We start from the raw sequence: 12663 nt of genomic DNA, 5'->3' as shown, positions 1-12663 counted from the left end.
GGGTTCGCCGTTGACGATGTTTCCTGGCCGGCGCTCGCGCCGGCCTTTCCACTTCAAAAACCTTCGCAGGCCTCACCTAGTGAACTCTGGGCGCTCTCTATGATCCTGCCGCTGCGAAAATTGAAGATCTCGCGCGTATAGGTGGTGTTCGCCGGGAATTGATAGCAGACGAAAACGGTCGTTGTATCGCCTTCAACGCCGCCGATACGATGGCGCACCCTGGCGCCACGCACGGCGCTCTTCCATTCATCAAGGCTGGCCAGAAATTCATCCTTGGTCTGGATCGTATCGATGTCTTCAAGGATGACCGTTGCGTCATCGGCCAGAATTCTGTCGAAAACCGCGTGGTCGGCGGTACCGAGCGCAGAATACCAGCTCTCGATGATGACGTTGTGTGCGTCGTTCGCCATGGCAGGAAGCATTGTTAGAAGAATGACGGCGATCATGAATATCAATCGCGCCATTCTCTTGTCTCCCCCTATTCCAGCGCGGTTGCGCCGACCTCTTCGGGGTCGGGACGAAGGAAGTCACCGGTTTCAGGGTTCATGATCCACAATTCACCGGTCGAAATGTCGAACCAGGCGCCATGCAAGGTGAGGCGACCTTTCTTTTCAAGTATATCGACACAAGGAAAGCTGCGCAGGTTTTTCAGTGAATAGCGGATAGATATGCGCTCCAGCGCAGTCTGACGCTCGAACGGGGTCATCAGCTCATTGGCGGAAACCGCTTCGGCTGCGGGGCCGACGAGGCTCATCCACTTGCCGATGAAGTCGCCGGGGGAGAGCGGCTGGCTGTCATTGTCGAGCGCTGCCTTGATGCCGCCGCACCTGCCGTGACCGAGGACGACGATATTCTTGACTTTCAGGCTCTGCACCGCAAATTCGAGGGCCGCGGAGGTGGAGTGGTATTCTCCGTCCGGCGCATATGGCGGCACGAGATTGGCCACGTTGCGCAGCACGAAAATCTCGCCGGGTGCCGTGTCGAAGATGATCTCGGGCGCGGAGCGGGAGTCGCAGCAGGCGATGACCAGTGTTTCGGGCGTCTGCCCCTGATCCGCAAGCTGCTTGTAGCGCATCGTCTCGTTGGCATAGCGATGCGCCATGAAGTTGCGATAGCCGGTGAGAAGTTTCTCAGGAAGCAAGGTCATTCTCTTCCTCTAATCCGGAACCCCGATAAGATCAATTGGTCTAAGAGCCCGAGCCAAAATTCGCCATGACGGGCTGCGAATGGCGTTTTTCTGCGCTCCGATACTCACGTACCCAAAATGACGCTGCGCTTCGGTGCCCGATAACCACCACTTTCGCCACTTCCTGACGAACTTTGGCTCGGGCTCTGACGTTCTATGCCCTGATGCCCTTACTTGGATGAACCAGCCGCCGCATCTGAGTCATCGCCATAGGTGTCGAAAGGCTGGACGCGTCGGCTTCGAGCATCAATTCATCGGCGCCGCGTTTGGCGGAACGGGCCATTATCTCGAAAACCGAGGCTGTCGTGCGTTGCAGCACCTGTTCGAGATCAAGACCCGCAAGCATGCGTGCAAGGAACAGCGCGGAAGTAAGGTCGCCGAGACCGTTGGTCGGGCCGACGACGAGGCGGTGTTCGGCGAGCAGCGCCAGAGAGTGCGTCACCAGCAGATTGCCGGTGCCGCCAGCAATCATCGGGTGCGCCGAGGTCACAAGCATTGTACCCGGCCCTGCATGCAACGCTGCCTGCATGATCGCCTTGTTGTCCGGCAGTTCCGCGCCGGTCAGCCATGCAAGCTCGAAGCGGTTAGGCGTCGAAATATCTGCGAGCGGCATCAATTCGTCGCGGATGGCGTTTGCAGTCGCCTCCGGAACGTAAAGCCCCTTTTCATCGCCGATAACTGGATCGCAGAGATAGAGAACGGCCTTGTTGCGCGTTTTTACGGTCTCCACCAGGCGGGCGACACTGACGGCCTGCGCGGCATTGCCGAGGTAACCGGTCATGATGCCGCTGACCTCGCCGAGCCAGGGAGCGCGCTCCAGATCGGCGATCAGGTCGTCGAACTGCTGCGGTTCCGGCACGATGCGCTTGGCCGGTCCATGACCGGGATGCCAGGGCAAAATGACGGTTGGCACCGCCCATACCGGATGGCCGAGCGTCTCAAGCGCGAATACGGCGGCGCGATTGCCGACCGAACCACGCACGACGTGGCTGGAAATGACGATGACGGCATTGGATGAAGGGGCAATGGAACCGGTCATTGGAAATACTCATGCGAGAGTTCGGGCGAGCGAGCGCGACTCAACCCTTGCCGACTATAGAACTGATCACCCAGATAATCATGGCGATCAAGACAAGCAATCCCAGAAACCTGCCGATGCGTGTGCCCCAGACTTCTATGGGGTCGGCCGAATCGGCGTCGCCGGCTGAAAAGTGGTCCTTGGTCCGTTCGACAATGGTTGTGCCTTGGGATGCGGATTCGCGATTAATCCGTTCGATAATGCGTCTGGATTCTGTATCGGAATGATGCTTTCCATCGTGTTCAGGCATGAAGACACCTTGTTTGCGTTCAATGGTTTAGCATAGCGCTTTGGCTGTTCCTTTTGCAGAAAAAAATGGCTAGGTTTGTGGTGCTTCGTTCTGGAGCGGTGAATCTGTACTCGGGGAGAGGATTCCAATGCAACATTCGACTTGCCTGCCGGCACCGCACCGCGCATTTTCCATCATTGCCCTGTTTGTTCTCGTACCGCTGCTTTCAGCCTGCGGCTTCAATACGATTCCGACCAATGAAGAAAAGGCCAAGGCCGCGTGGAGCGAGGTGTTGAACCAGTATCAGCGACGGGCCGATCTTATTCCCAACCTCGTCGAGACCGTCAAAGGTTATGCCGCACAGGAAAAGGACGTCCTGACATCGGTAGTCGAGGCACGGGCCAAGGCGACCTCCATTCAGGTAACGCCGGAAACCCTCACCGATCCCAATGCGATGAAGGTGTTTCAGGAGAACCAGGCCCAGTTGACCGGAGCATTGTCGCGGCTGATGGCTGTCGTGGAAAACTATCCGGATCTGAAATCCAACCAGAACTTCCTCGCACTGCAATCGCAGCTCGAAGGCACGGAAAACCGCATCGCCGTATCGCGCCGGGATTATATCGAGTCGGTGCGGGTCTATAACACCTCGCTCCGGACGATGCCGACCATGATCTGGAAGTGGATCTGGTATACGGGCAATGAACCTTACCAGACCTTCACAATCGAAGACTCAGCCAAGCAAACGCCTCAGGTCAAATTCTAGGCTCCAGACATGAGCGCATTGCGCCAAATTGCGGTTGGGTTCAACCGCCTGCTATTGGCTATCGCGCTGCTGGCACTGCTGTCGGTCAGCGGATTTGCCGCCGAACTTCCTGCTTTGACAGGTCGCGTCGTCGATGCTGCGAACGTCATCGACGCGGCAACGCGCGAGCAGATAACGCAGAAATTGGCAGCGTTCGAAGCGAAATCCTCCGATCAGGTGGTGGTAGTCACAGTGCCGAGCCTCGATGGGGAGGAGATCGAGCCCTATTCCAACCGGCTCTACCGCTCCTGGGCGCTCGGTCAAAAACAGGAAAACAATGGCGTTCTTCTCGTCGTCGCACCAAACGATCGCAAGGTGCGCATCGAGGTCGGTTATGGCCTTGAAGGCACGCTGACCGACCTTCTGTCCAAGCTCATCATCGAAAATGCCGTCATACCGGGATTTCGCTCGGGCGATTATTCGGGTGGAATCTCGAAAGGTGTCGATGGCATTCTTGCTGTCCTTTCCGGTGATGCCGCTGAACTCGAGGCGCGCGCCAAACGCAATGTTCAGGAGCCTACCTCCGACGTCGATTGGGTGATGCTCATCTTCGTCATGATTTTTTTGTTCATGTTCTTCAGCGGGATCATACTTCCCGCCGTCGTTACATCCTTCGGGCGCAAGATTGCGCCTGGCCGCTACGAGTGGCTGGGCATGATCTTCGACATTGGCTCGAGAGGTGGCGGCGGTGGCGGATGGTCCTCGGGCGGTGGCGGTTGGTCGTCCGGTGGGGGTGGCTGGTCTTCGGGTGGCGGTGGCGGTGGCTTTTCAGGCGGCGGCGGTTCGTCCGGCGGCGGCGGCGCATCGGGGAGTTGGTAGGCCATGAGTTCAGGGTCCATGAATGAAACCGATCACGCACGCATTGCCGAAGCGATACGTGCAGCTGAAAGCCGCACAAGCGGCGAAATTTATGCGGTGCTCGCGCGGCGGAGCGACAGCTATTTCTACGTGGCCGGATTTACCGCGGCTTGCGGCATACTTTTCGCTGCCGTCGTGGTTGCGGTGGCGGCGCACTGGTACTGGTTCACCTTGCCATTGCCGGTCTTTGGTCTCGCCATACTCGCCGCTTTTCTTGCCGCAGTAGTGGTCCTCTGGCTCCTGCCAGGCATTACCATGTGGCTTGTGCCGCGGCGCATCCGCTACAAGCGGGCGCATCTCAACGCGATCCAGCAATTTCTGGCACGAAATATTCATCTCACAACACAACGCACCGGTGTCCTCCTTTTCGTCTCGCTGGCGGAGCGATACGCAGAGGTGGTTGCGGATGCGGGCATCAATGCAAAGGTCCACCAGGATGAATGGAACGGAATTGTCGCGATCCTGACCGAACATGCGGACAGAGATGAATTGGCCGATGGTTTTCTAAAAGCCATAGGAAAAGCGGGCCAGCTGCTGGAAGAACATTTCCCGACTGGCCCTGACGACATCAATGAATTGGATGATCATCTGGTTGAATTGTAACATTCTTGCGTGTCACATGATTTTCACCGCGACCGTGCAGTTTAGGCTCGAAAAAGCCTTTTGAAAGGCTATGATCGCGCCAAATACATAATCCAGGGGGAAATATTTCATGGCTTCCAAAAATAAAGCGGACGTAAAGGTCGCCACGAAGTCAAAACCACCGAAAGCCCCAAAAGAGAAGCCACAAGCAGGATTGTTTGAAGACCTGCTGTTTGCGCGGGCGCCGGAAGAAGACCTTGCCGACTACGATGCGGGTGCGCTGACCGCCTCGGCGAAGCTTGCGGAAAACGCGCTGGCGCAATTCAAGTCTGGACAGCCGGTCATAGATGTCAGCGAAGGCAACATCGTCTCCCGTGACCGCCGCCCGGTGACAGTGATCACACTTGTCAATGACAACATGCCCTTCCTGCTCGACTCGGTGCTTGGCGAAGTCAGCGAGCGCGTTACGTCGGTCTATCTCGTGTTGCATCCGGTCATGGATATCGACAGACACACGAACAGTGTTCTCGGCACTGCGGGTCCAGACAAGCCGGGCAAAGATGTGGCGCGGGTCAGCGTCATGCAAATTCATGTACCCGCACTCGATGAGCCATCGCGTGAGATCATGACCGCGGCGCTGGAGCTTGTGCTCAAGCAAGTGCGCGAAGCCGTAAGTGATCGCGGAGCCATGGTCGCACGGCTGGGCGACGCGATCGAAGCCTACAGGACCGGCAAAACGCCGATGAAAAAAGCTGCAGCAGAAGAAGCTGTCGAGTTTCTGGAATGGTTGCGTGACAATAATTTTACCTTTCTCGGCGTGCGTGAATACGACTATCAAGGCGATGACAGTCAAGGTGAGCTGGAGCGCTCCGGCAAGCGCGGTCTTGGCATCTTGAGCGACCCAGATGTGCGTGTCTTGAAGCGCGGCAACCAGGGTGTGACGACAACCCCGCAGATCATCGCTTTTCTCACCGGCCCCGAGCCTCTGATCGTCACCAAGGCCAATACTAAATCGCTGGTGCACCGCCGCGGCTATATGGATTACATCGGCGTGAAGACGTTCGACCCGGAGGGCAGGATTTCGGGCGAATTGCGTTTCGTCGGGTTGTTCACGTCCGGCGCCTATACGCGTTCTGTGCTTAAAATCCCCTACCTGCGCTCGAAAACCGAGGCTGTGATCCGCCGGCTTGGATTCAACCTTGAAGATCATTCCGGAAAGCAGCTTATCAAGGTGCTCGAGGGTTATCCGCGTGATGATCTTTTCCAGATCGATGTCAAGACGCTGACCCGCTACGCCGAGATCATATTGGCGCTCGGCGAGCGGCCGCGCGTGCGTGTCCTGCCGCGGATCGATCCCTTCGGCCGTTTCGCTTCGATCATCGTCTTCGTGCCGCGCGAGCGCTATGACTCTATCGTGCGCGAGAAAATAGGCTCGCATCTTGCGAGGGTGTATGAGGGGCATGTGTCGGCTTACTACCCGGCATTTCCCGAGGGCGGTCTTGCCCGCGTGCATTTTATTATCGGCCATGCCGAGGACCAATTTCCCAAAGTCAAACGTGAGGCGCTGGAAGAAACGGTCCGCTCCATCGTCCGCACCTGGGAGGATGCTGTTGCCGAGGTCGGAGATCGTCGTGGAACTGCGGAATTCACCGCTCTTGCTGCGGCGTTTCCGGATTCCTATCGCGAGAATTTTTCGCCCGACGAGGCGCTGGTCGATGCCAGCCGCATCGCCGGTCTTTCCCGCAACAATCCGCTCTATGTCGATTTCTATCGGCATCGCACCGACGGGCCCAAGGCCGCTTCGTTGAAGATATATCACTACGGCTCGGCGGTTGCCCTCTCACAGCGTGTTCCCTTGCTGGAGAATATGGGCTTTCGCGTCATCAGCGAGCAGACCTTCCAGCTGCCCGCCGCCGACGGCAGCCCGCTTTTCGTGCATGACATGGAGCTAACAAGCGCCTCGGATTCGGGGATCGACCTCGCCGATGATGGCGCTCTTTTCGAGAACGTCTTCCGCTCGATCTGGAATGGTGCGTCGGACAATGACGGCTACAACGCGCTTGCCCTCACCGGGCAGTTGACCGCGCGGCAAATCATCATCCTGCGCGCTTACGGCCGTTATCTTCAGCAGGCGGGCATTCCCTATTCGCAGGATTTCATCGCGGCGACACTCAATCGCTATCCGGCGATCGGCAGACAGATATTCGATCTGTTCGATCAGCGGCTCAACCCCGCGAAAACCGGCGCGCAATCGGAACGCAAGCAGTCGAGGCTACGCTCCAATATCGAAGAAGCACTGCAAGACGTTCCGAGCCTCGATGATGACCGCATCCTGCGCCGTTTCCTCAATCTCATCGAGTCGACCCTGCGCACCAATGCCTTTGCGCCGGAAGAAGGCGGCAGCGAACGCGTCACGCTGGCCTTCAAGCTCGATCCACGATCGCTGGATGAGCTGCCGGAGCCGCGGCCCTACCGCGAAATCTTCGTCTATGGGCCGGAGGTCGAGGGCGTGCATCTGCGCTTTGGTCCGGTCGCACGTGGCGGCCTGCGCTGGTCGGACCGCGCGCAGGACTACCGCACGGAAGTGCTGGGTCTGGTGAAGGCGCAGCAGGTGAAGAACGCGGTCATTGTTCCGGTGGGCGCCAAGGGCGGTTTCTTCCCAAAACGCCTCCCGTCCGGCAATGATCGTATCGCCATCTTCGAGGCGGGACGAGCTGCCTATATCACCTTCATCGCGACGCTGCTTTCGGTGACCGACAATCTGCAGGGCGAGACGGTTGTTCCACCGCAAAACGTGATCCGCCTCGATGGCGACGATCCTTATTTCGTTGTCGCTGCCGACAAGGGCACAGCGACGTTTTCCGACACAGCCAATGCAATCAGCCAGGCACATGATTTCTGGCTGGACGATGCCTTCGCTTCGGGCGGTTCCGCGGGCTACGATCACAAGAAAATGGGCATTACCGCGCGGGGCGCATGGGAGGCGGTGAAGCGCCATTTCCGCGAGATCGGCACCGACATCCAGAAAATGCCGTTCACTGTTGTTGGTGTCGGCGATATGTCAGGCGACGTCTTCGGCAATGGGATGTTGCTGTCGCCGCAAACGAAGCTGATAGCAGCCTTCGACCACCGCGATATTTTCATCGATCCGGAGCCGGATGTGAAAGCGACGTTGAAGGAACGCCAGCGACTGTTCAATCTCCCGCGCTCCAGCTGGCAGGATTTCGACAAGAGCAAGATTTCGGCGGGCGGCGGCGTTTTCTCGCGCTCGCAAAAGTCGATCACCCTGTCGAAGGAAGCTGCAAGAGCCATCGGCCTTGCCAAGACCACGGCAACGCCGTTCGAGATCATGACAGCGATCCTCAAAGCGCCGGTCGATCTCCTGTGGTTCGGCGGCATCGGCACCTATGTCCGCTCGTCGCTGGAGAGCGACGCGGAAGCGGGTGATCGCGCCAATGACGCCATCCGCATCACCGGCAGCGATGTTCGCGCGAAAGTCATCGGCGAAGGCGCCAACCTTGGCGTCACACAGAAGGCGCGCATAGAGTTCGGCCTGCTCGGCGGGCGCTGCAATTCCGATGCGATCGACAATTCGGCTGGCGTCAACACTTCCGACGTCGAAGTCAATATCAAGATCGCCCTGGCACAGGCCATGCGCGCTGGCAAATTGCAACGTGACAAGCGCAACACGCTGCTTGAATCGATGACCGAGGAAGTCGGTGATCTGGTGCTGCGCAACAATTATTTGCAGACACTGGCGCTATCGCTGGCACAGCGGCGCGGTCTCGCCGACCTTGCCTATCAGGCACGCTTCATCAGCGATCTCGAGACAAAAAAACTCCTTAACCGCAAGGTGGAGACGCTGCCCGACGACAAGGCGATGGCAGAGCGGCAGGTCGAAGGCATTCCATTGACGCGGGCCGAACTCGGCGTGCTCCTTGCCTATTCGAAGATTGTCCTGCTGGACCAGCTCCTGGCAAGCGATTTGCCGGACGATCCCTATCTCGAACGCGAATTGATGGACTATTTCCCGCGCCAGATGAAGGAGGGCTTCGGCAACGAAATCCGCACGCATCGCCTGCGCCGGGAAATCATCGCGACGCAGCTTGCCAATGATGTCATCAATCGCGGCGGGCCGACTTTCGTGAGCCGGCTGGCGGACCTTACCGGCCAATCCGGCCCGGAGATCGTTCGCGCCTACGTGATAGTGCGGGACGGCTTTGAGCTGGATGAGGTGTTCGCGGGAATCGACGCGCTGGATAATGCGATACCTGGCGAAACCCAGAACGGTTTCTATGCCAATGTGGCCCAGATGCTGAACTGGACGACAGCCTGGGTGCTGCGTAACCACACAGGCGCCGTTGGTCTTGGCGCTGCGATCGCGGAGATCAAAACGGCCCGCGATGCGCTGCAGCCGCGCCTGGACAAGCTTTTGCCCGCATCGATGACCGGGTTGATCCGCGAAGATGCCGCCAGCAACGCTGCTCTCGGTGCGCCTCCGGCACTTGCAGCGCAGTTGGCGCGGCTGGAGATAGCGCCGATCATTCCGGACATCGCCGCCGTGGCCCAGCAGGCCAATATCGATATTGCCAGCGCAGCACGAGCCTATTTCGACATATCCGAAGCATTCCGTATCGGGCGTATCGAGGATGCGGCGCGAGGCGTTTCCATCGCCGACTACTACGACGGCCTGGCGCTTGCCCGTGCCACCGACCTGATTTCACAGGCTCGGCGCGGTATCGCCGTGGCGGCGCTGAGCAAATATGGCAAACAGGCCGAGCCGGCTAAGGACTGGTTGGCGAGCCGGGGTGCACGCGTCGACGAGGTGCGCCAACGCATGGCGAATATTGTGGAAACGGGCGATTTGACCGTCTCCCGGCTCGCGGTGGCCGCCGGATTGCTTTCCGATCTGTCATAGGCAGTTGGGCTTGATGGGCAAGGAATAGCGTAATGGCTGCATCGAGAAGGGGCATCTGGGGCTGGATGCTCTTCGACTGGGCGGCGCAGCCATTCTTCACGGTCGTCACGACGTTTATCTTCGGACCGTATTTCGTTTCGCGCATGGCGAGCGATCCGGCCGTCGGCCAGGCGGCGTGGGGTTATGGCATTGCCGTTTCGGGGCTCGTTATCGCAGTGCTCTCGCCGGTGCTCGGATCGATCGCCGACCAGACGGGACGGCGCAAACCGTGGATCGGTTTCTTCGCCGTCATCAAGATACTCTCGCTGATCATGCTGTGGTTTGCGGCACCAGGCTCAGGCCTGATCATGCCGCTGGTGTTCTTTTCGCTGGCGTCGGTAGCGGCGGAGTTTTCCATCGTTTTCAACGATTCGATGATGCCGCGACTGGTAGCGCCAAAGGATATCGGACGGATATCCAACGTGGCCTGGGGCCTCGGCTATCTCGGCGGCATGATCGTCTTGATCTTCGTCGTGGCATTCATGGCCGCGTCGCCGCAGACCGGCAAGACCATGCTCGGCCTTGCGCCGATCTTCGGGCTCGATCCGGCGACGGGCGAGGGTGATCGCGCAACGGCGCCCTTGTCGGCGCTGTGGTACCTCGTCTTCATCCTGCCGATGTTCCTTTTCACGCCGGATGGTACGAGAGGCATGGCAGCCGGTCCGGCAGTGCGGGTCGGACTTGCGGAACTCAAGTCTACCTTGAGCGAGGTACGGCAGCGGCCGGGGCTTTTCCGCTTTCTCGTCGGCCGGATGATCTATCAGGACGGCGTGAATGCACTGATTGCGCTGGGCGGCGCCTTCGCGGCGACGATGTTTGGCTGGGCCACGGCGGAGATAGGGATTTTCGGCATCATACTCAACGTAGTCGCCATTTTTGGCTGTCTTGCCGCCAGCAAGCTCGACACGATGCTGGGGTCGAAGGTCGTGGTGGTGATCTCGCTGGTGTTGCTGACCATCGCGACGATCGGCATCGTCTCGACCGGCCCGGGCTATACGCTGTTTGGCCTTGTCCAATTGCCGGGTGCCGATAGCGGCGGCCTGTTCGGTACACCTGCAGAAAAAGCCTATATCGGCTTCGGACTTCTCATCGGTATTGCCTTTGGACCGGTGCAGGCTTCGTCGCGTTCCTACATGGCGCGCAGCATTTCGTCCGATGAGGCCGGGCGCTATTTCGGCATCTACGCGCTGTCCGGACGGGCGACGAGTTTCCTCGCGCCCTTCCTGGTCGCAACTGTGACAGCGTTCAGCGGATCGCCGCGCCTCGGCATGGCGATGATCATATTCTTCTTGCTGGCCGGACTGGCGATTCTTTTGAGAACGCCTTATCCGGCTGCAAAAATCAGTGCCTGAAATGGCGCATGCCGGTGAACACCATGGCGATGCCGTGCTCATCGGCAGCGGCAATCACTTCGTCATCGCGCATCGACCCGCCCGGCTGGATCACGGCGGTGGCGCCAGCGGCGACAGCTGATAGCAGGCCATCGGCGAAGGGGAAGAATGCGTCGGAGGCGACGACGGAGCCCTTGGTCAACGGTGTCGAACTTCCTGCTGCTTCGGCGGCATCCTCGGCCTTGCGCGCCGCAATGCGGGCGCTATCGACCCGGCTCATCTGCCCGGCGCCGATGCCAACAGCTGCGCCATCCTTGACGTAGACGATGGCATTGGATTTCACGTGCTTGGCGATGCGGAAGGCAAGCTTGAGATCGGACATTTCCGCTTCGGTTGGAGCGCGCTTTGTGACCACCTCCAATTCGAGATCATCGACAACGCCACTGTCGCGCGACTGGACGAGGATTCCGCCGGCAACCGTCTTGGCGCTGATGCCACCAGCGCGCGGATCGGGCAGGCCGCCGGTGACCAGCAGCCGCAGGTTCTTCTTTGCGGCTACTATTGCCTGCGCTTCCGGTGTCGCGTCGGGCGCGATGATGACTTCGGTGAAGGTCTTGACGATTTCCGTCGCGGCTTCGGCGTCGAGCGTCTTGTTAAGTGCGACGATGCCGCCAAATGCCGAAACCGGGTCACAGGCGAGGGCCTTCAGATAGGCTTCCTTCAAGGTCGCACCTTCGGCGACGCCGCAAGGATTGGCGTGCTTGATGATGGCGACGGCGGACGTGCGCGTCGGGTCGAATTCGGCAACGAGTTCGAAGGCGGCGTCCGTGTCGTTGATGTTGTTGTAGGAGAGCTGCTTGCCCTGCAGTTGGGTAGCGGTGGCGACGCCCGGCCGCTTCTCGCCAGTGAGGTAGAAGCCAGCCGACTGGTGCGGGTTTTCCCCGTAGCGCATGACCGAATGCAGATAACCGCCGATGGCGCGGCGCGATGGCGTTTCGGTCATCAGGGCTTCGGCGAACCAGCCGGAAATAGCTGCGTCATAGGTAGCCGTGCGGGCATAGGCCTTGGCGGCGAGGCTCTGGCGGAACGAATAGGGCAGCGAGCCCTCATGCTTGTCGAGCATGGCGATGACCATGTCGTAGTCGCCGGTCTCGGTAACGACCCCGACATAGGCGTGGTTCTTGGCCGCCGCGCGGATCATGGCCGGACCGCCAATGTCGATATTCTCGACGATATTAGCGTAATCGGCGCCGGAATGACGGACTTCTTCAAATGGATAGAGGTTGATGACGACGAGATCGATGGCGCCGATATCATGCGCCTTCATAGCCGCCGTATGTTCGGGATCGTCCCGCACGGCGAGCAGCCCGCCATGCACTTTCGGATGCAAGGTCTTGACGCGGCCGTCCATGATTTCCGGAAATCCGGTAATGTCGGCGACGTCGCGGACCGGAATGCCCTCGGCGGCTATCGTCTTCGAGGTGCCGCCGGTGGAGAGGATTTCAACACCGTGGCGGTGCAGCGCATGGGCGAGCGCGGTAAGACCGGCCTTGTCCGAAACGGAAAGAAGGGCCCGCTTGACAGGATAAAGGTTCGGAGCAGGAAAGGATTTGGCGGCGACGGCCATGGGTGTACGTCCT

10 protein-coding genes are annotated in these 12663 nt (G+C 59.3%); 5 read left to right on the top strand and 5 right to left on the bottom strand.

The window, feature by feature from the left end; genetic code table 11:
* Window positions 1-53: 53 nt before the first annotated feature.
* The 4 genes from C7476_RS08835 to C7476_RS08820 form a co-directional block, all read right to left on the bottom strand.
* Window positions 54-464, bottom strand: coding sequence for a nuclear transport factor 2-like protein (locus tag C7476_RS08835; RefSeq protein ID WP_114429541.1), 411 nt, complete (start codon window positions 462-464; stop codon window positions 54-56).
* A gap of 14 nt (window positions 465-478) precedes the next feature.
* Window positions 479-1147 carry a carbonic anhydrase gene (locus C7476_RS08830; RefSeq protein WP_114429539.1) on the bottom strand — a complete coding sequence of 223 codons (669 nt, stop codon included), beginning with the start codon at window positions 1145-1147 and terminating at the stop codon, window positions 479-481.
* A gap of 193 nt (window positions 1148-1340) precedes the next feature.
* Window positions 1341-2225, bottom strand: a complete 885-nt coding sequence (pdxY, locus tag C7476_RS08825; protein ID WP_114429537.1) for a pyridoxal kinase PdxY — start codon at window positions 2223-2225, stop codon at window positions 1341-1343.
* 40 nt (window positions 2226-2265) lie between these two features.
* Entirely contained in the window at window positions 2266-2514 is a 249-nt protein-coding gene (locus C7476_RS08820; protein WP_114429535.1) for a hypothetical protein, read from the bottom strand.
* 127 nt (window positions 2515-2641) lie between these two features.
* Here C7476_RS08820 and C7476_RS08815 point away from each other — a divergent pair, with 127 nt between their 5' ends.
* The 5 genes from C7476_RS08815 to C7476_RS08795 all read left to right on the top strand — a co-directional run bounded on the left by C7476_RS08815 (window position 2642) and on the right by C7476_RS08795 (window position 11044).
* On the top strand, window positions 2642-3256 hold the full coding sequence (locus C7476_RS08815) for a LemA family protein (RefSeq protein WP_114429533.1): 615 nt from the start codon (window positions 2642-2644) through the stop codon (window positions 3254-3256).
* A gap of 54 nt (window positions 3257-3310) precedes the next feature.
* Window positions 3311-4114 (top strand): TPM domain-containing protein, encoded by an 804-nt coding sequence (locus C7476_RS08810; protein ID WP_425373965.1) that lies wholly within the window; start codon window positions 3311-3313, stop codon window positions 4112-4114.
* Window positions 4115-4117: 3 nt separating this feature from the next.
* Window positions 4118-4756 carry a TPM domain-containing protein gene (locus C7476_RS08805; RefSeq protein ID WP_114429531.1) on the top strand — a complete coding sequence of 213 codons (639 nt, stop codon included), beginning with the start codon at window positions 4118-4120 and terminating at the stop codon, window positions 4754-4756.
* Window positions 4757-4865: 109 nt separating this feature from the next.
* A complete protein-coding gene (locus C7476_RS08800; RefSeq protein WP_114429530.1) occupies window positions 4866-9653 on the top strand; it encodes an NAD-glutamate dehydrogenase in 4788 nt (1595 codons plus the stop codon).
* 32 nt (window positions 9654-9685) lie between these two features.
* The gene (locus tag C7476_RS08795; RefSeq protein ID WP_114429529.1) at window positions 9686-11044 is read left to right on the top strand and encodes an MFS transporter; all 1359 of its coding nucleotides are present in this window, start codon (window positions 9686-9688) and stop codon (window positions 11042-11044) included.
* Here the strand turns inward: C7476_RS08795 and purH are convergent.
* Complete coding sequence (gene purH, locus C7476_RS08790) at window positions 11034-12650, bottom strand: bifunctional phosphoribosylaminoimidazolecarboxamide formyltransferase/IMP cyclohydrolase (RefSeq protein WP_114429528.1); 1617 nt, start codon at window positions 12648-12650, stop codon at window positions 11034-11036. The genes C7476_RS08795 and purH overlap by 11 nt on opposite strands.
* Window positions 12651-12663 lie beyond the last annotated feature (13 nt).

The sequence above is a fragment of the Phyllobacterium bourgognense genome (assembly GCF_003337575.1).
Classification (GTDB): Bacteria; Pseudomonadota; Alphaproteobacteria; order Rhizobiales; family Rhizobiaceae; genus Phyllobacterium; species Phyllobacterium bourgognense.
Note: the sequence above shows the minus strand (reverse complement) of the source record. Positions and strands in the feature narration are given on the sequence as shown.